The sequence below is a fragment of the Actinomycetospora sp. genome, from assembly GCF_036497245.1.
In the GTDB taxonomy this organism is placed as follows: domain Bacteria; phylum Actinomycetota; class Actinomycetes; order Mycobacteriales; family Pseudonocardiaceae; genus Actinomycetospora.
This window is the reverse complement of the sequence record NZ_DASXJS010000121.1, coordinates 17011-39931: the sequence shown is the minus strand read 5'-3', so window position 1 is coordinate 39931 and position 22921 is coordinate 17011. Positions and strand designations below refer to the sequence as shown.

Annotated in this window: 20 protein-coding genes and 2 pseudogenes; 17 read left to right on the top strand and 5 right to left on the bottom strand. The window is 73.1% G+C overall.

Annotated features, from left to right (window positions below; translation table 11 throughout):
- The 4 genes and pseudogenes from VGI02_RS12525 to VGI02_RS12510 form a co-directional block, all read left to right on the top strand.
- Window positions 1-193: pseudogene (locus tag VGI02_RS12525) on the top strand (RNA polymerase sigma factor); the annotation flags it as partial.
- A gap of 138 nt (window positions 194-331) precedes the next feature.
- The gene (locus VGI02_RS12520) at window positions 332-979 is read left to right on the top strand and encodes a DUF1707 SHOCT-like domain-containing protein (RefSeq protein ID WP_331627706.1); all 648 of its coding nucleotides are present in this window, start codon (window positions 332-334) and stop codon (window positions 977-979) included.
- A 99-nt stretch (window positions 980-1078) separates the two neighbouring features.
- Window positions 1079-2305, top strand: a complete 1227-nt coding sequence (locus VGI02_RS12515; RefSeq protein ID WP_331627705.1) for an FAD-dependent monooxygenase — start codon at window positions 1079-1081, stop codon at window positions 2303-2305.
- Between the two features lie 116 nt (window positions 2306-2421).
- On the top strand, window positions 2422-3441 hold the full coding sequence (locus tag VGI02_RS12510) for an NAD-dependent formate dehydrogenase (RefSeq protein ID WP_331627704.1): 1020 nt from the start codon (window positions 2422-2424) through the stop codon (window positions 3439-3441).
- A gap of 616 nt (window positions 3442-4057) precedes the next feature.
- Here the strand turns inward: VGI02_RS12510 and VGI02_RS29220 are convergent.
- Window positions 4058-4276: a DUF7455 domain-containing protein gene (locus VGI02_RS29220; RefSeq protein WP_422653113.1), complete on the bottom strand. Its 219-nt coding sequence runs from the start codon at window positions 4274-4276 to the stop codon at window positions 4058-4060.
- Between the two features lie 321 nt (window positions 4277-4597).
- Between VGI02_RS29220 and VGI02_RS12505 the strand changes: the two genes are divergently transcribed.
- From VGI02_RS12505 to VGI02_RS12485, 5 genes are all read left to right on the top strand, one after another.
- Window positions 4598-5092, top strand: coding sequence for a pyridoxamine 5'-phosphate oxidase family protein (locus tag VGI02_RS12505; RefSeq protein ID WP_331627703.1), 495 nt, complete (start codon window positions 4598-4600; stop codon window positions 5090-5092).
- A 169-nt stretch (window positions 5093-5261) separates the two neighbouring features.
- The gene (locus VGI02_RS12500; protein ID WP_331627702.1) at window positions 5262-6254 is read left to right on the top strand and encodes a zinc-binding dehydrogenase; all 993 of its coding nucleotides are present in this window, start codon (window positions 5262-5264) and stop codon (window positions 6252-6254) included.
- Between the two features lie 49 nt (window positions 6255-6303).
- Window positions 6304-7296, top strand: coding sequence for an RNA polymerase subunit sigma-70 (locus tag VGI02_RS12495; protein WP_331627701.1), 993 nt, complete (start codon window positions 6304-6306; stop codon window positions 7294-7296).
- Between the two features lie 47 nt (window positions 7297-7343).
- The gene (locus VGI02_RS12490) at window positions 7344-8030 is read left to right on the top strand and encodes an SDR family NAD(P)-dependent oxidoreductase (protein ID WP_331627700.1); all 687 of its coding nucleotides are present in this window, start codon (window positions 7344-7346) and stop codon (window positions 8028-8030) included.
- A complete protein-coding gene (locus VGI02_RS12485; RefSeq protein WP_331627698.1) occupies window positions 8027-9064 on the top strand; it encodes an S-adenosylmethionine:tRNA ribosyltransferase-isomerase in 1038 nt (345 codons plus the stop codon). Before VGI02_RS12490 ends, VGI02_RS12485 begins: the two co-directional genes overlap by 4 nt.
- A 21-nt stretch (window positions 9065-9085) precedes the next feature.
- Here VGI02_RS12485 and VGI02_RS12480 read toward each other — a convergent pair whose 3' ends face one another.
- Window positions 9086-10837, bottom strand: a complete 1752-nt coding sequence (locus tag VGI02_RS12480; RefSeq protein WP_331627697.1) for a fibronectin type III domain-containing protein — start codon at window positions 10835-10837, stop codon at window positions 9086-9088.
- Between the two features lie 138 nt (window positions 10838-10975).
- On the opposite strand from VGI02_RS12480, the gene VGI02_RS12475 reads away from it, so the two are divergent.
- Together VGI02_RS12475 and glsA are read left to right on the top strand one after the other, a co-directional pair.
- Complete coding sequence (locus VGI02_RS12475; protein WP_331627695.1) at window positions 10976-12154, top strand: glycosyltransferase; 1179 nt, start codon at window positions 10976-10978, stop codon at window positions 12152-12154.
- A gap of 136 nt (window positions 12155-12290) precedes the next feature.
- On the top strand, window positions 12291-13262 hold the full coding sequence (gene glsA / locus VGI02_RS12470) for a glutaminase A (RefSeq protein ID WP_331627694.1): 972 nt from the start codon (window positions 12291-12293) through the stop codon (window positions 13260-13262).
- Between the two features lie 26 nt (window positions 13263-13288).
- Here glsA and VGI02_RS12465 read toward each other — a convergent pair whose 3' ends face one another.
- Window positions 13289-13690, bottom strand: coding sequence for a DUF7144 family membrane protein (locus tag VGI02_RS12465; RefSeq protein WP_331627693.1), 402 nt, complete (start codon window positions 13688-13690; stop codon window positions 13289-13291).
- Between the two features lie 567 nt (window positions 13691-14257).
- Window positions 14258-15079 (bottom strand): PaaI family thioesterase, encoded by an 822-nt coding sequence (locus VGI02_RS12460; RefSeq protein WP_331627691.1) that lies wholly within the window; start codon window positions 15077-15079, stop codon window positions 14258-14260.
- Between the two features lie 242 nt (window positions 15080-15321).
- Between VGI02_RS12460 and VGI02_RS12455 the strand changes: the two genes are divergently transcribed.
- The 6 genes from VGI02_RS12455 (at window position 15322) to VGI02_RS12430 (ending at window position 22082) form a co-directional block, all read left to right on the top strand.
- Window positions 15322-16881 carry an AMP-binding protein gene (locus VGI02_RS12455; protein WP_331627690.1) on the top strand — a complete coding sequence of 520 codons (1560 nt, stop codon included), beginning with the start codon at window positions 15322-15324 and terminating at the stop codon, window positions 16879-16881.
- Between the two features lie 22 nt (window positions 16882-16903).
- Window positions 16904-17722, top strand: coding sequence for an enoyl-CoA hydratase/isomerase family protein (locus VGI02_RS12450; protein ID WP_331627688.1), 819 nt, complete (start codon window positions 16904-16906; stop codon window positions 17720-17722).
- 6 nt (window positions 17723-17728) lie between these two features.
- On the top strand, window positions 17729-18694 hold the full coding sequence (locus VGI02_RS12445) for a DUF7064 domain-containing protein (RefSeq protein WP_331627687.1): 966 nt from the start codon (window positions 17729-17731) through the stop codon (window positions 18692-18694).
- A complete protein-coding gene (locus VGI02_RS12440) occupies window positions 18691-19713 on the top strand; it encodes a phosphotransferase family protein (RefSeq protein WP_331627686.1) in 1023 nt (340 codons plus the stop codon). The genes VGI02_RS12445 and VGI02_RS12440 overlap by 4 nt, the downstream gene beginning before the upstream one ends.
- A 108-nt stretch (window positions 19714-19821) precedes the next feature.
- Window positions 19822-21408, top strand: coding sequence for a fatty acyl-CoA synthetase (locus tag VGI02_RS12435; protein WP_331627685.1), 1587 nt, complete (start codon window positions 19822-19824; stop codon window positions 21406-21408).
- A 107-nt stretch (window positions 21409-21515) separates the two neighbouring features.
- Window positions 21516-22082 (top strand): hypothetical protein, encoded by a 567-nt coding sequence (locus tag VGI02_RS12430; protein ID WP_331627684.1) that lies wholly within the window; start codon window positions 21516-21518, stop codon window positions 22080-22082.
- An 18-nt stretch (window positions 22083-22100) separates the two neighbouring features.
- On the opposite strand, the pseudogene VGI02_RS12425 reads toward VGI02_RS12430, so the two are convergent.
- A pseudogene (locus tag VGI02_RS12425) lies at window positions 22101-22790 on the bottom strand (SLAC1 family transporter); the annotation flags it as partial.
- Between the last annotated feature and the right edge of the window lie 131 nt (window positions 22791-22921).

Here is a 22921-nt window from a genome sequence, read left to right as displayed (position 1 = left end):
GGCTCTGACGGCCGTCGACCGGCTCGAGGACCGGCTGGCCGGCTATCACGCCTACCAGGCGACCCGGGCTGACCTGCTGCGCCGGCTGGGCCGCAGCCAGGAGGCGCGGGCGGCATACGACCGGGCCATCGAGCTGGCGGTCAACACCGCCGAGATCGCCGCCCTGACCCGCCGCCGCGACCGGCTGGGATAGCGGCCCGCGCAGCTCGACCTCGACTCCGGGCCCGGCCTTTGCGGCTGTGGCCGGCCCGCGGAGCGGCGCCGGCGTCGATGTACTGCGGCGGACAATCGATATGTTGCGGCGGATACTGGTGGCGGCCAGGATAGGGCTATGACAGCGGAGCAGCCGTCGGCCGAGGATGCCACGGCCCACTTGCCGGCCACCCAGTCCCCGGCGGTCCCCGCTATCCGGGTCTCGCATGCGGAACGCGACCAGGTGGTCGAGCTCCTGCGCGACTCGGCCGGCGACGGCCGGCTGACCGCGGACGAGCTCGAGGAACGGGTGGAGGCGGCACTGGGTGCGCGCACCCAGGCCGACCTGGATGCGCTGACGGCTGACCTGCCCGCGCCGGCCCAGCCGGCTCAGAAAGACCTGGTGAAGATCAGCCAGCGCTTTGGCGACGTGGAGCGCAAGGGCCGCTGGGTGGTGCCGCGCCGGATGGAGATCCAGGCCACCGCGGGCGACGTGAAGCTCGACTTCACCGAAGCGGTTATCACCTCCCCCACCCTGGAGATCGACGTCGACCTGGGCTTCGGGGCCGGGCTCACGCTGGTGACCCAGCCCGGGATCGTGGTACAGACCAACGACCTGAGCGCGCGGATGGGCGACGTCACCGTCCGCCAGTCGCGCGACGCCCCGCCGGACGCGCCCGTCATCCTCAGCATCGAGCTGACCGGCCGCCTGCACGGCGGCGACATCCTGGTCCGGCCGCCGCGGCGCCCGGCCGGCCAGTGGATACGGCGCAAGCCCCGGGACTAGCAACTCGTCTTCCGGTCTGGCGGTGAGTTTCCTGCCCCGGGAATGTCTACCTCTCGAACGGCAGGAGGACATGATGTTCCAGGATGAGCGGGGGGCGCTGTGAGCGGCAGCAGAGTACTGGTGGCCGGGGCGAGCATCGCGGGGCCTGCGCTGGCCCACTGGCTGCGCCGTCGGGGAGCCGCGGTGACCGTGGTGGAACGGGCCCCTGAGCTGCGTCCCGGCGGGCAGGCGGTGGATGCGCGCGGGGTGGCCAAGGAGGTCATCCGGCGGATGGGGCTGGACGCCGCCGTGCGCGCGGCCTGCACCGAGACCACTGGCGCCCACACGGTGGACGCGGACGGGAACGTGCTGCAGACCTTCCGCGCGGACGACGAAGGCGGCGACGGGTATATCTCGGAGATCGAGATCCTGCGCGGTGACCTGTCCCGGGTGCTCCACGACGACACCCGCGACGGTGTCGAGTACGTCTTCGGCGACCGGATCGCCGAGCTCACGCAGGACGCCGACGGGGTCGACGTGGCGTTCGCGGGCGGCGATCGGCGGCGCTTCGACCTGGTCATCGGGGCGGACGGGCTGCACTCGTCGTTGCGGGCGATGGTCTTCGGGCCGCGCGAGCGGTTCGTCCGCCACCTCGGGCACGTGCTGGCTTTCTACAGCGTGCCGAACGAGTTCGGGCTGGACCGCTGGCTGATCGACTACCAGGAGTCCGGGTCCGGGCGCTCCGCAGGCCTGCGACCCATCCAGGACGCGACCCGGGCGATGGCCATGTTCTCCTTCCCCGCGGCCGACTTCGACGTCGACCACCGCGATGTCCCGGCCCAGAAGCAACTGCTGCGTGACCGGATGGCCGGCCTGGGCTGGTCGACCCAGCGCATCCTCGCCCACCTCGACGACACTCCGGACTTCTACCTCGACCAGGTCGCCCAGGTGATGATGGATCGCTGGTCGAACGGGCGGGTGGGGCTGCTCGGGGACGCGGCGTGCAGCTCGTCGCCGATGTCCGGTCAGGGCACCGGCATCGCCCTGGTCGGCGCCTACCTGCTCGCCGGAGAGCTGGCCGCCGCCGGGTGGGACCCCGAGGCCGGGTTCGCCGGTTACGAGGAGCGGATGCGCCCGTTCGTCGAGGCCAACCAGGAGATCGGCCGGATGAACGCACACAGCCGCATCCCCGGCGCGGACGCCGACCCGCCCCCGGATTTCGAGTCCGAGTGGTTCACCGAACTGCTCGGGCGGGCGATCCACGGACCCGAGCTGCCCGACTACGCCGGGGTGCCGGACTCCGGGCCCCTGACCGGATCGCCCATCACCTCGCCGATCGGACCGTAGGCCGGCCCGCGCGGGCCCAACCGACCCCGAACGCCACGAACAGCCCGTGGAGCACGGTGCGCTCGAGCTCTCGTGGCAGGTGTCGGGCCCGACGGGGCTCGGGTAGCCGCCGGGTCATGAAGGTCGTCTACGTGTCCTACCCGCAGTCCGAGACCGTCGACGCCGATGTGCCGGCGAGCGCGGAGAACGCCCTCGGCCTGCGCCCGTTCCTCGAGTCGGGCGGTCACACCCTGGTCGCGACGTCCGACACCGGCGAGGCGCTCGACCGCGAGCTCGCCGACGCCGAGGTGCTCGTCACGACGCCCTTCTGGCCGGTCTACCTCGACGAGGCCCGCCTGAAGAAGGCGGAGAACCTGACCCTGGTCATCACCGCGGGGATCGGCTCGGACCACACGGATCCGGAGACCGCCCGGCAGCGCGGCGTCACCGTCGCCGAGGTGACCGGCAGCAACGTCGTCAGCGTCGCCGAACACAACGTGCTGCAGATCCTCGCCCTGGTCCGCAACTTCCTGCCCGCCCACACCGAGGCCCGCGAGGGCGGCTGGGACGTCGCGAAGATCGCCGCTCCGTCGCACGACCTCGAGGGCAAGACCATCGGCCTCGTGGGGCTCGGCGCGATCGGCGCCCGCACCGCGCTGCGCCTCAAGGGCTTCGACGTGCGGATGCTCTACTACGCCAACCACCGCCGCAGCGCCGGCGAGGAAGCGTCGCTGGGCGTGCGCTACGCCAGGCTCGACACCCTCGTCGCCGAGTCCGACGTGATCTGCCTGGCGCTGCCGCTCATGGACGGCAGCCAGGCCTTGTTCGGCCCGGAGCGCCTGAAGGCGATGAAGCCCGGCTCGTGGCTGGTCAACACCGCGCGGGGCGCGATCGTGGACCGGGACGCGCTCGTCGGGGCCGTCGGGTCCGGCCACCTCGCGGGCTACGCCGGCGACACCTGGTACCCGCAGCCGGCGCCGGCCGACCACCCGTGGCGGTCGTTGCCCGCCGGCTCCGAGGCGATGACGATCCACTGCTCGGGGATGACCCGTGAGGCGCAGGACCGCATCGCCGAGGGCGTGCACGAGATGCTCGCCGCGCACCTCGACGGCCGTGCACTGCCGGAGGACTTCCTCGTGGTCGACCCCGCCGCCTGATCACCGTGCGGGGCCGCACGCACCGCGGCAGCCGGCCTCCGTCGGCTTCCCACGACGGTGCGATCAGCAGCCACCCCGCCCGAACGGACGGCGTGGCACGTGTGGCTGCACCCGCCGATCAGCCGTCCGAAGAGCCCGCCACAGCAGGGCACGGACCAGCCGACCGACGTCATCGGGGAGCGCCCGCAGGCGCGGGGACGTGTGCCGCGAACGCGGCCGGGGCTGACGCCCGTCGGGACGCTCAGGGTCCGTCGGGCGGGGGACATGCGGTCCGGACAGCGACATCTCGATCTTCACCTCGGACGGGGTCTGGGTCCAAGTGCCCCAAGGAGGCGGGCGATGCCCGGAGAAAGCAACGTTCAGGACATCGGGCCGCCCCGCGGGCAGGCCACGAACACCGGGCTCGTGGGTCACCGGGCTGGAGGGTCAACCGGCGAACATCTCGCACCTTAGAGGGCTCGGAGCCCGGACGTCCTCCGGAAGCCGGACGGGCCGATGGGTTCCGACGCCCGGAGAACCGCCCGCCGCCCATGATCACGATCTCGGGCGCGACACGCGCAAGATTCGCGGCGACACGCTCCCGAGGTTCGGATCCACGATCTCGCGGGCGCTCGGTCTACGCGGCGTCGCTGACCGGGCGGAGCGTGGCGTGCCCGGGGAGTGGCCACACGAGCGATCCGTGCGAGAGGAGGCGCTCGCGATGGATCCGGAGGTGGTGGCCGCAGAACAGGAGTTCGCCCCCGGCAGGGAAGATCGCGATGAACGCGGCGCGCGCTATGCAGCGATCGCAGGTCTCCGGTGTCGTCTGCTGCGGTCCACCGTGGTTCTCGGTCATGTCGCTCGCCCCTTTCGTCTCGGCTGTCGGCTCGGCGTGCGACTTCCAGACTGGGCCGGCGTCGTCCCGACGGGCAGGGTGCGCTCCCTCCGACGGCGGGGGGCCAACCCCCGTTCTCGCGACGGCTGCCGGGGGGCTCAGGACCGCCGAGCCCGGCGCCGATCGTGGGGCGGTGGGTGCCCGGCGAGTCGGTGACCTGCTCGGCGTCGTGATCACGCCCGGGAAGCCACGGCGTCGGCGTCAGATTCCCGCGGTCGGCTCCGTCCCTGGGGGAGTCGGCGACCACGCCGGCCGACGACATGCGAACCCGGGAGCCAGGTCATGGACCAGTACGAGGTCGACGAGGAACTGTCAGCAACCGGGGCGCAGGAGCTGCTCACGACGACCGCCGCGGCCCACCTCGCCTACAACGGCGAGGACGGCACGCCACGGGTGATCCCGGTCGGCTTCTACTGGACCGGGAGCCAGGTGGTCATCGCCACGGCCTCCACCTCGCCGAAGGTCGCAGCCCTCTCGGCCCGCCCGGACGTCGCCGTCTCCGTCGACGCCGGCGACTCACCGGGTGGGGCGCGGGCCCTGTCCATCCGCGGCCGGGCGAGCGTCGAGATCGTCGACGGCGTGGTCGAGGAGTACCTCGCCATGGCCAGGATCAGCATGGCCCCCGACGCGGCCGCCGAGTTCGAGCAGCAGGTCACCGGCTTCTACGACCAGATGGCGCGCATCGCGGTCACCCCGAGCTGGGCGCGCTTCTACGACTTCGGCGCGGGGCGCGTGCCCCGCTTCCTGCAGGAGCTCGCCGAGCGCCACCAGCGCTAGCGTGAGGCCGATGACGGGCGACGCGCCCCCTCACGGGCGCGTGGGTCGCCCCCGGGCGCGGGCACCGATTCCTTCTCGGGGTGGCCGGGGTCTCCATGGGTGGGAGGCGCGGCCCCGCGCGACGGGCCGGCCTCTCCCCTGTGCGCCGACCGAGAAGGGCCGATAGCCCGTGAGCATTCCCGCGACCATGCACGCGCTGCAGCAGACATCCCTCGACGGCCCACAGGACATGGGCCTGGTCAACGACGCACCGGTGCCGAGCCCCGGCCGGGGCGAGGTCCTCATCCGCGTCCGGGCCGCCGGTGTCAACTTCGCGGATGTCTCGAAGGCCCACGGCACGTTCGGGAACGGCCCGCGGGCTCCGTACCCGGCTGGTTTCGAGGGCGCAGGCGAGATCGTCGTGGTGGGGGAGGGGGTCACCGACCGGCCGGTGGGGACCCGGGTCGTCGGCGTCGGGGACGGCGCTTTCGCCGAGTACATGGCGCTCCCCGCGGCCGCGGCCGTGCCGCTGCCCCCGGGCTGGACCGAGGCCCAGGCGTTGGGACTCGTCGTGAACCATCCGACCGCCGTGGCCGGGATCAAGGTTCTGGGCGGCGTCACCGACGGGCAGACCGTTCTCGTCCACGCCGCGGCGGGCGCGACCGGTCAGGCCGCGGTCAGGGTGGCCAAGCACTACGGGGCGACGGTCATCGGCGCCACCTCGGCGGGCAAGCAGGAGGCCGCGCTGGCTGCGGGTGCCGATCACGTCGTCGATTCCCGAGGCGACGACATCGCTGCCGAGGTGTTGCGGCTGACCGGCGGTGCCGGTGTCGATCTGGTGCTGGAGTCGGCGGGCGGCGCCACGTTCGAGGCGAGCCTGTCCGTCGCCAAGCGGGTGACCGGCCGTGTCGTCGTCTGCGGCGTGGCCGGTGGCGAAGCCGCGATCACCAACTGGGACCTGGTGTACCGGCACCAGGTCCACCTCATCGGCTTCAACCTCGGGGTGCTGATCCAGTCCGCGCCGCACATCTTCGGCGACGTCATGGGGGCACTGTCCACGCTCGTCGCCGCCGAGGTGCTGCCCCCCGGCCGCCCCACCGCCTACGACCTGGTCGACGGCCCGAAAGCGCTCGCGGAACTGGAAGCCGGAGCCACAATCGGCAAACTCGCCCTGCTGCCCTGACGCCATGTCCCGACCGACACTCGACCCGTGCCGCACTACGCTCCGCCGCGTGACCTCGCCTGCGCGGTCGACACCGAATGATGATCGGTTCACCGCCGAGACCGAGCGATTCCGCCGGGAACTGCTGGCTCACTGCTACCGCATGGTTGGGTCGGCGCACGATGCCGAGGACCTGGTGCAGGAGACCTACCTGCGCGCGTGGCGCTCCTTCTCCGGATTCGAAGGGCGGGCGTCGGTTCGTTCCTGGCTCTACACGATCGCCACCAACGTCTGCTTGACGGCGCTGGCGGCGCGCCCGATCCGGATGCTGCCCTCCGGTCTGACCGGCCCGTACGACGGACCCGATCGCGCGCCGGAATGCGCCGGGCCCGACGAGGTCCGATGGCTGGAACCGCTGCCGGACGCCTGGATCGCCCCGGCCGCCGACGATCCGGCCGCGGTGGTGATCGCGCGCGAGTCGCTGAGGCTGGCGCTCGTCGCCGGCCTGCAGCACCTGCCCGCCCGGCAACGGGCGATCCTCATCCTGCGCGAAGTCCTGGCCTTCTCGGCGGCGGAGACCGCCGCGGTCCTCGACACCACCGTCGCGGCGGTCAAGAGCGGCCTGCAGCGTGCCCGTTCCCGGTTGGACGAGGTGACGGAGCTCGATGAGCTCATCGAGCCGACCGACGAACGGGCACGCGCGCTGCTCGACGGATACATCGCCGCCTTCGAACGCTCCGATGCGGGGCTGCTGGAAAAGGTGCTGCGCAGTGACGCCACGCTGGAGGCGACGCCGTTCCTCGACTGGCAGTCGGGCCGCGCGATGTGCATCCACGTGCTCGGCGCATACGTGCTCGGTGCGCCGGGGGACTGGCGGATGATCGCGACCACCGCCAACGGCCAACCCGCCGCCGTCGTGTACCGCCGGAGCGTCGACGGCACGCTGCGCGCCGACGGCGCCGTGGTGCTGGCCGCCACGGCCACCGGCGTCTCCCGCGTGGTCAAGTTCCAGGACCCCGCGCTGGTCGCCCTGTTCGGCTTCCCGGACGTGCTCGCGTCCTGACCTCGTGTCTTGACCTCGACATTAGTTGAGGTTGCACGCTCGGACCCATGACCTCTCCACCTCTCCGGACCGCGGTCGTCACCGGCGCCTCCCGCGGACTGGGCCGCGCCCTGACCGAACAGCTCACCCACGACGGATGGCGGGTCGTCGTCGACGCCCGCCACCCCGATGACCTGACCTTCGACTCGGCACGCGTCACCGTCGTCGCCGGTGACGTCGCCGATCCCGGGCACCGGCGCCGTCTCGCCGAGGTCGTCGACGGACTCGGCGGCCTGGATCTGCTCGTGAACAACGCGAGCCGGCTCGGGCCCAGCCCGCAGCCGCATCTGACCGACTACCCGCTCGACGTCCTCACCGACGTGCTGGCGGTCAACGTCATCGCCCCGCTCGCCCTCGTCCAGGCCCTGCGACCGTTCCTCCACGACGGGGCGCGCGTGATCGACGTGTCGTCCGACGCCGCCGTCGAGGCCATGGACGGCTGGGGCGGCTACGGCGCCTCGAAGGCCGCGCTGGACCACCTCACCGCCGTGCTCGCGGTCGAGGAGCCGCAGCTGCGGGTCTATGCCGTCGACCCCGGCGACATGCGGACCGCCATGCACCAGGCGGCGTTCCCCGGCGAGGACATCACCGACCGGCCGCTGCCGGAGACCGTCGTCCCCGCGCTGGCGCCCCTCATCGCCGGTGAGCTCCCGAGCGGTCGGTACCGGGCCGTCGATCTGGTGGTGACCTCGTGATCGCGCCCGCCACCCGGTTCCTGCTGCCGCCCGACCGCGAGGCCACCGCCCCGCCCGAACGCCGGGGGCTGGCCCGCGACGGCGTCCGGCTGCTGGTCGCCGGACCCGACGGCGTCTCGCACCACCGCTTCGCCGACCTCGGCGACCACCTCCGGCCCGGCGACCTGCTGGTGGTGAACACCTCGGCGACGCTGCCGGCGGCACTCGACGCCCGCCGCGTCGATGGCGCGCCGACCGTGGTGCACGTGTCGACCACCCTCGACGACGACACCTGGGTGATCGAGCCGCGGCTCCCGGACGGCCCGGACCGCGGCGTGCGCCCCGGGGACGTGCTGCTGCTCGCCGACGCCGTCCGGGTGGAGCTCATCGCGCCCTACCCGGATCCTGACGCCGTGGTGCCCCGACTGTGGCGGGCCCGGACCCACCCGGGCCGGGCGGCCGAGGAGTTCCTGACCCGGCACGGTCGGCCGATCGGATACGGCTACCTCGCAGGCAGCTACCCGCTCGGCGATCACCAGACCGTCTACGCGCTCCAGCCGGGAAGCGCCGAGATGGCCAGCGCCGGACGCCCGTTCACCGAGCGGCTGCTGATCCGCCTGATGGCCCGCGGCGTGCTCGTCGCACCCCTCGTGCTGCACGCCGGAGTCTCGAGCCCGGAGAAGTACGAGCCCCCGATGCCCGAGCGGTTCACCGTGCCGGCGTCGACCGCACGGCTGGTGGGTTCGACGCGGGCCGCCGGCGGCCGGGTCGTCGCCGTCGGCACCACGGTGGTGCGCGCGCTGGAGACCGCGGCCGACCCCGACGGAACCGTGCACCCGGCCCACGGGTGGACCGACCTGGTGCTCGGGCCCGACCGTCCGTCCCGGGCGGTGACCGGCCTGGTCACCGGACTCCACGCTCCGGAGGCGAGCCACCTGCTGCTGCTCGAGGCGGTCGCCGGACCGGCGCTGGTCGGCCGTGCCTACCGCGCGGCCGTCGAGCACGGCGACTACCTCTGGCACGAGTTCGGGGATTCGACGCTCTTCCTCCCGTGATCGGCCGGCGAGGACCCGGTACTACCGGGCCCGCGCCACGACCTCCGGGGACCGCGGTCCTGTCGCGTTGGCGTCGTTGAGCGCCACCACCTGGTAGTAGTACGTGGCTCCGTGCACGATCCCGGTGTCGCGCCAGCTGCACGTCGCGGTCCGGCAGGTCAGGACCCCGAGTGCGGTCTCCCGGCCGGGCGCCGTGCTCCGCATGACCACGTACCGGTTGACCGGGCTCCCGCCGGTGGCGACGGGCGCCGTCCATGCAAGGTCGACCCCGGCGGTGCGGTCGGTCGCCGCGGTGACCTTGGTCGGTGCCCCGGGAGCGGCGGACGGCGTCGCGGTCACCGGGGCGGAGGCCGGTCCGGTGCCGCCGGCACTGACCGCGGCGACGCGATAGGTGTAGCTCCGACCGTTGGTGACGGTGCGGTCGGTCCAGGTTGCGGTCGTCAGGCCCTGCGCGACGACGCGGGGTGTCGGCGCGGTCGGGTCGGAGCGCGTGACGCTGTAGGTCCACCCCGGCTGGGCCCCGACGGGCGCCGTCCAGCTGAGCGCGACCGACGCGTTCCCGGCCACCGCACTCGGCGTGCCCGGGGCGCTGGTGGGCGGGGCGGCACGGGTGCCGGTGGTGGTGGGCGCGGTGGTGGTGGTCGGCGCGGCCGTGGTGGTGGGCGTCGCGGTGGCCGTGCTCGGGCTCGTCGACGGTGCCGTGCTGGTGGTGGCAGGACTGCTGGTGGTGGCGGGGGCGCTGGTGGTGACGGGAGCGCTGGTCGTGGCAGGCGGCGTCGTCGTCGAGGTGGCAGGCGGTGTCGAAGTGGCAGGCGGGGTCGGGGCCGCGCCGCAGACCAGGTCCCCGTCGGTGGTGCCGTCGGTGTACTGCGCGAGGGCGGTGGCCCCGCCGGTGAACGTCGTGGAGCAGTTGCTGCTCGCGGCGTCGAGCGTGCTCAGTCCGGCGACCCACACGGGCGCCTGCTCCATCGGGTGCTTCGGGGTGAACGAGCCGGCCCACGAGGACCGGTACGAGGCCGCGTTCCCGGACGAGTAGCCGCCGGTGATCTGGCCCCACTGGTAGGCGGTCGAGTAGATGCCGACGGTCGCGATCCCGGCGTCGCGCAGCGCGTCCACGGCGCCCTGCAACGCGGCGGCGTTCGCCGAGGGAGAGCCGTTCCAGCTGTTGGCCAGCTCCACGTCGAGCCACCAGGTGCGCGCCGCGGCCCCACTGACCGCGTTCTGCGCGATCTGCAGGGAGTTCTTCGCGCCGTGCCAGCCGTAATCGTAGGCGCAGCCGGGATCGGAGGAGGAGGTGCGGTCGGTGCACAGCGCGGGATCGCGGCTGCCGCTGGCCGGCCAGTAGAAGGTGGAGATCGACCCCGGGTTACCGGTGTTGGCGTAGAGCGCGGCCCCGCTGGTGGTCCTGGTCGCCCAGGCGTACTGGGTGGACAGGCAGGGGTTGGCCGTCGACACCTTGCCGCCGTTGACCCCGACGATCCCGAACGTCCCGGTACTCGGCAGCGCGGCACCGCACTGCGGGTAGGAGACGTCGTGGCCGACGGCCCCGGCGGGGGCGATCAACGCCCAGGCCGTCAGCGAGGCCCCCGAGGCGACCAGGATCGCGACGAGCGCGATGACCAGCGCGACCCGTCGGCGTCGTCGTCCGACGGATGCGGTGTCGGGGGCGCCGCCGGTACCCGTTCCCCGGAGGACAGCGGTGTCCGTCCCCTGCGGTGCTGCGACGCCGGCCGAGACGGTCGGCGCCGCCACCCGCTCGAGGCGGATCACCATCGACTGCTCCCCCCGTTGGATCATCGTGCCGCTGATCGCTGAACGGGCACCTCTTCGTTACGGGCCTGCGGGGCGGGGCCGTGACCTCGCGGTCGTCATCCCGCTGGTCACGGGGTTCCGGGGCGCTACCGTCGTCCGATGCGGATCCTGTTCGCCAGCACCGGTGGGGCGGGGCACGTCACCCCGATGATCCCGTTCGCCGACGCCTGTCGGCGGGCCGGACACGACGTCCGGCTCATCGGCCCGCCCGGTCTGTCGCCGATCGCGGAGCGCGAGGCACTGCCCTTCGCTCCGGGGGCGCTGCCCGACGATGCCGAGATCGGACCGGTGTGGGCCCAGGTCCCGCATCTGTCCTACGCCGAGGCCGAACGTCTCGTCATCGGGCAGATCTTCGCGACGCTCAACGTGCGCGCGATGCTTCCCGCGATGCGCGGCACCGTGCGCGACTGGCAGCCCGAGGTGATCGTCCGGGAGCCTGGCGAGTTCGCGTCCGCCGTGGTGGCGGACGAGGAGGGCATCCCGCACGTCCAGGTCGGCATCGGGTTGATCTCCGCGCTGCGCCAGATCACGGAGATGGCGGCGGAGGCGGTCGATGCCCGGCGCCCGGGGCTGACGGCGCGGATGGCCGACACCCCCTACCTGACGTTCTTCCCGCCGTCGCTCGACTCCGGTCACGGGCCGGACCCGTCGCCGACGCACCGCTTCCGGGTGCCACCCGTCGCCCCCGCACCGCTGCCCGACCACTGGCCCGGCGACGAACGCCCGCTGGTCTACGTGACGTTCGGCAGCGCGGCCGCGAGCGTGCCCACCGCCGTCCCGATCTACGAGGTCGCGCTGGAGGCGGTCGCCGAGCTCCCGGCCCGGGTGCTGCTCACCACCGGCCAGGGGGTCGAGGACGGGCGGATGGCTCCGCCCGGACCGCACGTCCACATCGCCCGGTGGGTGCCGCAGGCCGACGTGCTCGCGTGCGCGAGCGCCGTCGTCTGCCACGGGGGTTCGGGGACGACGCTCGGGGCGTTGGCGGCCGGGCTCCCACTGGTGATCACGCCGCTGTTCGCCGACCAGCCGGAGAACGCCCGACGGGTCGCCGAGCTCGGCGCGGGCGTCGCGGTCCGTCCTCGGGACGAGGCAGCCCTGACCAGCGCCGTCGACCCGGTCGACCTGCGGCGGGCGATCACCGACGTGCTCTCCGACCCCGCGACGACCGCCGCCGCGCGCCGCCTGGCGGGCGAGATCGAGGCGCTGCCGCCTGCGGACGAGGCCGTCGCCGTGATCACCGCGGCCGCACGGCGCCCCGGGATCATCCCTCGAGGGTGAGGCTCGGGGCGGTCGTCCCGGAGGATCGTCTCCCTGGCGAGACCCCGACGAGCGGCGAGGAGCGGCCGATGACCGAGCAGCCCCCGTCCGGATCCGCCGGGTCCGGTGCCGTGGGACCGGCAACGGCGCGTCGTCGGTGAACGGGCCGGTCGAGCACGCCGACCCTGCCGCGATCCGTGCTCAAATCCATGAGCTCCATCGACGCCACGCGGCGCTGCCGGCCGACCAGATCGTCTCCTTCTACCCGCCGGAGGCCGAGTCCGAGGCCGACCGGTTCGGGCTGTCCGGGGTGCACGTCTCCGGTGTGCGGGTCTCCGTCGGCGACTGCGGGCGCCGGTTCCCGCTGCACTCGATCTCCAAGGTGTTCACGTACGCCCTGGCCCTCGAGGACAACGGGCGCGAGGCCACCCTCGCCCGCATCGGCGTCGAGCCGTCGGGCGACCCGTTCAACTCGATCACCTTCGACGAGGAGCAGCTTCGCCCGCACAACCCGATGGTCAACGCGGGCGCCCTGGTCGCGACCAGTCTCATCCGCGGTGGCGGGCCCCGGGAGAAGGTCGAACGACTGCTCGAGCGGCTCCGTCTCTTTTCCGGCAACCCTGATCTGCGGGTCGATGCCGCGATCCTCGACCAGCAACTGCGCACCAATGACCGGAACCTCGCGACCAGCTACCTCATGCGGTCGCTCGGGATGCTCGACGGCAATATCGAGGACAACATCCTGGTCTACCTGTCGGCCTGTTCGGTCACGGTGGACACCGACGAGCTCGCGGTCATGGGGGCGACCCTGGCCCACGGCGGGACCAACCCGCTCACCGGCGACTCGGCGATGCCCGCCGAGCACGTCCGCGACGTCACCAGCGTCATGACCACCTGCGGCATGTACGACGCCGCGGGCCAATGGTTCTACGACGTGGGCATCCCCGCGAAGAGCGGTGTCAGCGGGGGGATCGTCGCCGCCATCCCGGAACGGATCGGCATCGCCGTCTACTCACCCGGACTCGACGCCCACGGCAATTCCGTCCGCGGGGTCAACATCTGCCGGGATCTGTCGACGCACTTCGGTCTGCACGTATTTGCCGGTCCCGGCCGACGCACCTTCGTCTGACCGGTCGCCACACCCTCGGCCGAGGGTCACGCCAGTGTCGAGACGCGCCGATCGGGCCACGTGGCAGCAATGGCGTAGAGCACGAGCAGGTCGAGCGCGATGATGATGATCGACCAGATCGGGAACGCTGGCAGCCACACCAACTGGACGAACAGGTTGACCGCGATGACGGCGATGCCGACGCCGCCGGCCCACCGCGCCCCTCCGCCGAACAGGGTCGCCCCGGCGGCCAGCACCAGCAGCCCGAGGACGAGATGCAGCCAGCCCCAGCCGGCCAGGTTCAGGGCGAGCACGCGGCCACCCTGGGCGACGAAGAAGTCCGGTGACCGCAGCGCCAGCAGTCCCTCGAACACGGCGAACAGGCCGATGACCATCATCAGCACCGCACCGAACGCCAGCCAACCACCCCATCGCGTGCGCCGACGCATCGCGACACCGTCCGTGTGCGGCCGTGGGTCCGCGGAGCCGTTGCTGCCCGTGAGTCCTCCGGTCGACGTCCGGGACGGTGCCTGCTCTTGACGGTCCATCGTCGCCCCTCGGTCAGGTGTCCGGACCCGGCCCAGCCTTCGCCGCCACCGACGAGAGGTATTCACCCGCGGCGGATGAAGGGAGCCGACCGCCGAGGACCGCCGGGCTCGCGACCTCGTCGACACCGGCCCTGTGAGGACCTACGGGGCTGCGCCGAAGGGGCACGTCGCACGTCCGCACTGGCAACGAGCCGTGCGGTGGGCCAGCGCCTGCCGCCTCTGCCGTGCGGTGGTTCCCGGCCGTGGTGGTCCGGCAGACGGAGTCCCCGGGTCCTCGAGGATCGGCCCGAGGACGACCGCACGCATCATCTCTGTCCCGTCCATGGTCCCCCCGTCGTCACACCCGATCCCGAGCATGGGGCGGCGACGCGCCACTGTCAGGGGTCCTAGGTCCCGATCCGCACGGGACCCGGGTCATCCGGCGGTCACCGTGACGGTCGGCCAGGAGTTGTTGATGTACCCCTCACCTCAGGCGCCGGGGCACGCGGTGATCGTGGCGGCGGCGCACAGGCGTCCATCGCCACCGGTGACCTCCACCCGGGTCAGCGCGGTGCTGCGACCGCGGTGCACGCACCGGGCGGTCAGGGACAGCGCGCCGTCGAGGACCGCCGGGCGCAGGAAGGTGATCCGCAGACCGCTCGTCCGCAACGGCGGTCGTTCCTCGTCGGCGACGGCGGCCGCGGCCACCACGTCGCCGAGGGCGACCAGGACACCGCCGTGCCCGCGGCCGGTGACGTTCTCCAGGGCCGGGCTCCGCGGGACCTCGAGGGCGGCACACCCGGTGGCGCCGCGCTCGAGGAGCCCGTGGACCGCTTCGTGCAGGTGCCGCGTGGACGAGGGCAGGGGAGGTGCGGCGGTGGCCTCGCCCCCGACGTCCGGCACGCCGGGCACGTACTGGGTCGCCACGGTCGCCACCGCGAGCAGCCGCCCGGACGGGCCGCGGACCTCGCCCCGCGCGGTGCCGGTGCGCTCGCCGGCGGCGAGGAGCTCGCCGGTCGCCGTGAGGGTGCTCCCGTCGGCCGGGAGGTCGTCGAGCACGTCGATCGAGAGCTCGGTCGTGACGGGCCAGCAGCCGTCGGGTCGCGCCGTCAGCGCCGCCTGCCCGACGACGTCGTCGACGAGGACTCCGAGCATCCCGGCCGAGGGCCGTCCCGAGGCGTCGGTCATCCACGCCTCGGTCCGCATGCTGCCGGTCGCGGTGCGGCCCTCGGCGTGCACCGGCGCGAGCCCGAAGAGCGCTTCGGCCGCCAGGTGCGGGGTGATGAGCTGGGGGCCGGTGGTCGGGGGCATGCCGTCCTCTCGCCGCGGGGCGGGGCCACCGTCGTGTGGACCCCGGAAGATCAGTGTGCGCCGGATCGTCGGGACGACCATAGACAATTTGGCCAGACCATTGCGAAGGTCGCAGGGCGACGCGAGACTCCTCCCGACACCGTCGACGCGAGGGAACGGGGCACGGCCATGGCGGCAGGCGCCGGCTCGGCGGGGAACGATCTCGTACGCCGGCGACGGGGCCGCTGACGATGTACCCGCCGGTGCACGCCTCCCTGGATCCGGACCGGCCCGCCGTGGTCATGGCCGCGAGCGGCGCGACGACGACCTACGGGGCGCTCGACGAGCGCAGCGCGCGCCTCGCGACCTGGCTGCGCGACGCCGGGCTCGTCGTGGGCGACGTGGTGGCGCTCGTCCTGCCCAACGACCTGCGCTGGGGCGACGTCGTCTGGGCGTGCTGGCGCTCGGGCCTGGTGCTCGCGGCGATCGACTGGCACCTCGGCGCGGGGGAGCTCGCGCCGTTGATGGAGGACGCCGCCCCCCGGTGCGTGATCACGTCGGCGCAGCTGGCCCCGACGGTGCGGGCGGCCGTCGGCCACGCGGGGGTCGATCCTCGCTTCCTGGTCGTCGCGGCGGACGACGGGTCCGACGACGACGGGTCCGACGACGACGGGTCCGACTACGACGCCGCGGTCGAGGGCACGGCACGCGACCCCGCCCTCGTCGAGACCATGGGCGGGCGGTTGCTGTTCAGCTCGGGAACCACCGGCAGGCCCAAGCCGTTCCGCGACGAGCCCCCCGGCGCCCATCCGACCGAGGTACCGGTGCGGAACGGCGTCATGATGGCGAACCTCGACTTCGAGCCCGGCGCCTGCGTCTACCTCTCCACCGGTCCGGCGTTCCACGCCGCCCCGATCGGTTTCCTGCAGTCGGTGCACCAGCTCGGCGGGACCGTCGTCCTCATGGAGCGCTTCGACGCCGAGGGGGCGCTCGCGGCGATCGAGCGGCACGGGGTCACCCACAGCCAGTGGGTCCCGACGATGTTCGTCCGCCTGCTGCGCCTGCCCGAGGAGGTCAAGCGCCGCTACGACCTGTCCACGCACCGGGTGGCCGTGCACGGTGCGGCGCCCTGCCCGCCCGAGGTCAAGCAGGCGGTCATGGACTGGTGGGGCCCCATCGTCTACGAGTACTACGGCGCGTCGGAGGCCTACGGCCGCACCTCGATCACCCCCGAGGAGTGGCTGGCCCACCCGGGCTCGGTCGGTCGTCCCGCCGGTGGCCACGTCCGGATCGCCGACGAGTCGGGCCGGCACGTCCCGGTGGGCACCGTCGGCGTCGTCTGGTTCGTCCGGGAGGACGCCGCCGAGCCCCGGCGGGCGTCGGACGGTTCGGCCGACCTCGCCGCCACCGGGGGCTGGGGCTCCGTGGGCGACCTCGGCCGCCTCGACGACGACGGCTACCTCTACCTGAGCGGGCGTCGGGGACAGACGATCATCAGCGGGGGCGTGAACATCTACCCGCGCGAGGTCGAGGACCTGCTGGCCCTGCACCCCGCGGTGGCCGACGTCGCGGTCATCGGGATCCCCGACGACGAGTTCGGGGAGCGGGTGCTCGGCGTCGTCGCGGTCGCCGACGGTGTCACGCCCTCCGACGACCTGGCCGCCTCGATCGTCGAGGACTGCCGGACGCGGCTCGCGCACCACAAGTGCCCCCGCTCGATCGACTTCGTCGACCGCGTCCCCCGCAGCGATGCAGGCAAGGTCCTGGTGAACGACCTGCTCGCGCGTTACCGGTCGACGTCCACCGCGAGTGTCGGCCCGTGAGGCCGACGGACGAGGAGCGCCCATGGCCACGGATGTGGTGATCCCGGAGCTGGAGACGCTGCGGCTCGAGCTGCGTCCGGACGGGATCGCCGTCATGACGATCGACCGCTCGGAGCAGGAGAACCGGCAGACGCGGGCGATGTTCGCCGAGTTCGGACTCGTCGCCCACGCGCTGCGCGACAGCGGGGCGCGGGCCCTGGTCCTGCGCGGAGCCGGTGAGCAGGCCTTCTGCGCCGGGTTCGAACCGGCCGAGATCGACGCCGTCACGCGGATGGGGGTCCGCGAGTTCCTGGGGTTCCAGGAGATGGCCACCGGCGGTCTCACGGCCATCCGGCACCTGCCGTTCCCCGTGATCGCGGCGGTCCACGGTGCGGCGGCGGGCGGTGGGATGTCGCTCGCCCTGGCCGCCGACATCCGGCTGGCCGCGCCGACCGCGGAGTTCGCCTGCTCCTTCGTCCGCGTGGGGCTCTCGGCCGGCGAGCTCGGCACGTCCTGGCAGCTGACGCGGCTGGTGGGCTCCGGCCGGGCCGCGGAGATCGCCTATACCGGCCGGCCGGTGGCCGCGGACGAGGCTGAGCGCATCGGCCTGGTCAACCGGGTGGTGCCCGCGGAGGCGCTGTTCGACGAGGCGTTCGCCCTGGCGACCGCCATCGCCGCCAACTCGCCCGGCGGCGTGCGCATGAGCAAGCGCGCGCTGCAGCGCAACCAGGAGATCACCTCGTACGCCGCCGCGCTGGAGCTGGAGAACCGGGGTCAGGCGCTGATGACCCGGACCGAGGACATGCCCGAGGCCCTCGCGGCGATGCGCGAGCGGCGCGATCCGCACTTCACCGGGAGGTAGGACAGCGTGACCACGACCCGGGCCGACCACGACGACGCGGCGTTCCTCGAGCCCCACGACGATCTGCGGCACCGACCGCAGGCCGGCGGGAAGATGCGCGACAGCCTCTTCTGGGAAATCATCATGCCGGACGAGCAGCTCGGCCTGCAGGTCTACCTCTACCTGACCGACCGGGGCCGGACCGGTTACAACGTCTCGCTCTGGGGACCGGACCGCGAGCCCGTCGCGCTCGAGCTCGAGGGCGGCACCGTCGGCGACGAGGCCGACCTCGACGACTTCCGCGTCGCCGGGCTGCACGTCGAGCAGCCCGAGCCGCTCCGCACCGCCCGCGTGACGTACGAGAGCGACGACCTCCGGCTGCGCTACGAGTTCGAGCCCGTCCACGACGCCTTCAGCTACCACCGCAACCCCGACGGGATCCCGGGCTGGTTCGCCCAGAACCGCCTGGAGCAGTCCGGGCGCGTGACCGGCTTCCTCGAGGTCGGAGCGTCGGGGAGCCCGGAGCTGCGCCGCATCGAGTGGGACCGCCGGATGGGCCACCGCGATCACTCGTGGGGCCCGCGCGACTGGGGGGTGCCCCAGCACTGGAAGTGGTTCGTGGCCTACACGGAGTCGGGCCGCGCGGTGAACGGGTGGCTGTGGATCGCGCGCGGTGAGTGGGGGTTCGCCGGCTACGTGCTCCAGGACGGCCGAACCACCCCGATCGCGCGCATCGAGCAGCACGCGACCTACGACGACGACATGACCCAGCGCCGGCTCGAGGCGACGGTGATCGACGTGGACGGCGGCCGCACCGAGGTGGTGTTCGACCGCTACGGCCTGATCAAGCTGCCGACCAACGACCGCATGGCGACCGAGATCTGGGAGTCGGCCTGCCACGCGACGATCGACGGCGAGGCGGGCGCCGGGCAGTGGGAGACCCACTGGTCGCGGTCCTACCTCGACCACCTGACCGGGGGCTCCGCCCGGTGAGCTGGGACTGGAGCCCGGCGGACCTCGCGGCGCTGGAGGCGTTCCTGGGCCGCCAAGGCCTCGGCGGGGGGCGACCGACGACCCGCCCGATCGGGGACGGCCACTCCAACCTGACCTTCCTCGTGTCGGCGGGCGAGCACCGGGTCGTCGTCCGGCGCCCGCCGCCGCCTCCGGTGCCGCCGGGCGCCCACGACGTCCTGCGCGAGGCCGCGCTCCTGCGGGCGCTCGCCGGGAGCGCCGTCCCCGTCCCCGGTGTCCTCGCCACCGCGGCGGCCGGTGAGGTCCTCGACGACGCGCCGCTGGTGGTCATGGAGTACGTCGAGGGACCGGTCGTCACCACCCGCACGCCCACCGAGCTCGCCTCGCCGGTAGCGCGGCGGGCGATCGGCGACTCGCTGGTCGACACCCTCGTCACGCTGCACGGGGTGGACTGGCGGGCGGCCGGGCTGGAGGGCCTCGGCCGTCCGGAGGGCTTCAACGCGCGGCACCTGCGACGACTGCGACGGCTGGTCGCCGACGACGACGGGACGGTCCCCGACGAGTTCGCCGTCCTCGACGGGTGGCTCGAGAGCCGGGTGCCGCCCGAGTCCGGGGCCACGATCGTCCACAACGACTTCCGGCTCGGGAACGTGATCCTCGGCGCGGGACCGCCGGGGCGGGTCGCCGCCGTCCTCGACTGGGAGCTCGCGACGCTGGGCGACCCCCTGTTCGACGTCGGGTACTTCCTCGCCTGCTGGCCGGTGGCAGGGACCGCCCCGACCCCGACGGGGGAGCTGGGGACCGCCGTCCTGGAGCCCGGGTGGCCGAGCCGCGACGACCTCGCGCACCGGTATGCGGCCGCGACCGGACGCGACCTCGCCGGTCTGGCCTGGTACACGACCCTGGCGCAATGGAAGCTCGCCGTGCTCTACGAGTACAGCCGCCGCCGCACCGTCGACGGCGGCGGCGATCCCTACTACGACGACCCGCGACTCGTGCAGTCCTTCCTCGCCGCCGCCCGCGAGACCGCCGAGCTCTGAGCCCCGGGCGCGGTCCCCTCACCGTTGCCCGGCGCGGTCACCGGGTCGCAGGATGCTCGCGCGACGGAAATCGGGTCGTCGGCCCGAGCGACTCGACGAGGAGCAGCGATGGACGACGACCTCGATCGGTATCTCCCGCCCGTCACCGAGGACGTCGCGCGGGCCCGACGGCAGAGCATCGGTTCGCTGCTGGCCCGGAGCGCCCTGAAGTTCGGCGCGAAGCTCGCGGTGGTGCACCGCGACACCCGCCGGAGCTTCGCCGAGCTGGACGCCGACGCCAACCGCGTCGCCAATGCGCTCGCGGCGCGGGGGGTGGTCCGCAACCAGCGCGTGGCGATCCACTCGCACAACTCCTACGCGTTCGTGGTCGCCTACTTCGCCCTGGCCCGGCTGGGGGCGATCTCGGTGCCGGTCAACTTCAACTTCGTGGCCTCCGAGGTCCGCTACGTGCTGACCGACAGCGGCGCGACCGCGGCGATCGTCGAGGACGCGCTGGTGGACACCTTCGAGGCCGCCGGGGTCCCCGTCGCGCTGCCGGTGGTGGTCGGTGCCCGTCCGGGGTGGACGTCGATGGACGAGCTGCTCGCGCACGACGACGCCCGCGAGCCGGACGTCCAGATCGGCGACGACGACCCGGTGCAGCTGCTCTACACGAGCGGCACCACGTCGGCCCCCAAGGGCGCGGTCATGACCAGCCGCAACCTCATCGCCCAGTACGTCAGCGACATCGTCGACGGCGAGTACCACCGCGACGACGTCGAGCTGCACGCGCTCCCGCTGTACCACTGCGCGGCGCTGCACGACTTCCTCACGCCTGACGTCTACCTCGGCGCGACCAGCATCGTCGTCGACACCGCCGACCCGGAGACGATCCTGCGGACCGTCGAGGCCGAGCGGATCACCAAGATGTTCTGCCCGCCGACGGTGTGGATCCGGCTGCTGCGCTCGCCGGCGTTCGACCAGCACGACCTGTCGTCGCTGCGGAAGGGCTACTACGGAGCGGCGATCATGCCGGTCGCCGTGCTGACGGAACTGGGCACGCGGCTGCCCGGCATCCGCCTGTTCAACTACTACGGCCAGACCGAGCTCGCCCCCAACGCGACCGTCCTCTTCCCGGAGGAGCAGATCGCGAAGGCAGGTACCGCGGGGCGCCCGAGCCTGAACGTCGAGACCCGGCTGCACGACGAGGACGACCGGCCGGTGCCGGTGGGTCAGGTCGGCGAGATCGTGCACCGGACCCCGCACGTCATGCGTGGGTACTGGGGCAAGCCGGAGGCGACCGCCGAGGTGTTCCGCCACGGCTGGTTCCACAGCGGCGACCTCGGCGTGATGGACGCCGACGGCTACCTCACGATCGTCGATCGCAAGAAGGACATCATCATCACCGGCGGCGAGAACGTGGCCAGCCGCGAGGTCGAGGACGCGATCTACTCGCACCCGGCGGTGAGCGAGGTCGCCGTCTTCGGCGTCAAGCACCCCGAGTGGATCGAGGCGGTCGCGGCCGCGGTGGTCCTGCGCGAGGGCGAGTCGGCCGCGACCACGGAGATCGCGGCGCACGCCCGCGAACGGCTGGCCGGCTTCAAGTCGCCCAAGTACGTCGTCCTCGTCGACGAGCTGCCGAAGAACCCGAGCGGCAAGATCCTCAAGCGGGAGCTGCGGGACACCTACGCCGGGCTCGCGGGCGAGGTGTCCTGACCGGGTCGATCCGCGCACCGGGGGCGTAACGGGTCCCGCTCTCCTGCGATGCACAGGGCGTAGCGCCACCGTCCGTTCGGCGGAGGTCCTGATTCGCGGGGGAAGCCATGACCGAGCCCACCGGGGCGACCTGCCCCACCTGCACGACCGTCCTGTCGGCCGCGGGTGCGCCCTGTCCCCGGTGCACGGCCGCGCCGGGCTTCGCCGTGGCCCCGGGATTCCCGGCCGCGCCGGCCTCCCCGACGGCGGCCCCGCAGTACGCGGCCCCGCAGTACGCGCCCCCGCAGTACGCGGCCCCTCAGCCCATGCCGTACCAGCCTGCCCCCTACCAGCAGGCCTCGTACCAGCCGGGCTACCCGCCCGCGCCGCACCAGGGCATGGCCCACGCGCCCTACCAGGCGAACCCCTACGCGGCCCCCGCCCCGAAATCAGCGGGCATCGCGATCCTGCTGACCCTGCTGTGGATCGGCGCTGGCCACCTGTACCTGGACCGCGTCGGCACCGGGCTCGCGCTGATGGCCGCCCACTTCTTCGTGGGCTTCATGCTGTTCTTCATCTTCTTCCCGCTGGGCTTCCTGGTCTGGCTCGCCGCGGCGATCGGCTGCTCGGTGTGGTGCTCGAACCTCACGGGCCAGATCAACGCCGGAACGGTGCCGCCGCGCGAGACCTGGTGATCCGACGGTGCCGCCGCATCACGGTGCCGCGGCGACCGCCGTCGCGACGGGCTGGGGGCGCGGCAGGAAGGTGCCTCGCGTGGCGGTCATGATGCTCCGGACGACGAGGGCGAGCATGGCGCCGCTCGCGACCGCCAGCAGGACGGCGCTCCAGGCCGTCAGGTGTGGGGCCCGTTCCGCGGCCAGCCACCGGAGGCCGTCGACGACCACGGCGCAGTAGGAGAAGGAGAACGACCACCACCCGAGCCCGAAAGGCACGGTGCGGTACAGCGGCGCGAGCCGGAGCTGGATGAGGACCATGAGCCCCGCGTATCCGGCGATGGCCAATGCCACGGGGTCGGGCCGGCCGCCGTTCAGCGCGAACCACGCCGCGCCCGCGACCACCGGGGGCGCCACCTCGATCGCCATGGTCGGGATCAGGCCGATGGGCAGGCGCGGTTGGGTGAACAGACGCAGCAGCAGGATCGACCCCAGCACCAGCCAGCACACGACGCCGTACCCCAACATGAGCCAGCCCAGCGTCGGGAAGCCGAGCGACGCCGCGGTGCCCGACGCGAGGAGACCGCCCGCGACGGTCGGGAGGAAGTAGCCGGGGTGCCACTGCTTCAGCTCCGCGTCGGCGAGGATCCACTGACCGCTCAGCAGGGCCCCGAGCAACACCGTCGCCACCAGTCCCGCGACGAAGACACCGACTCCGGCGGAGTTCGGTGCCCACGCGCCCGTGCCGGATGACGTTCGTCAGGTACATCACGAGCGTCGCCAGCCAGACGGCGGCGACGACGATCCAGAGGACGGAGGGCGACACCGTCCGGGATACCGGTGGTCCGGGCCGCGATCTC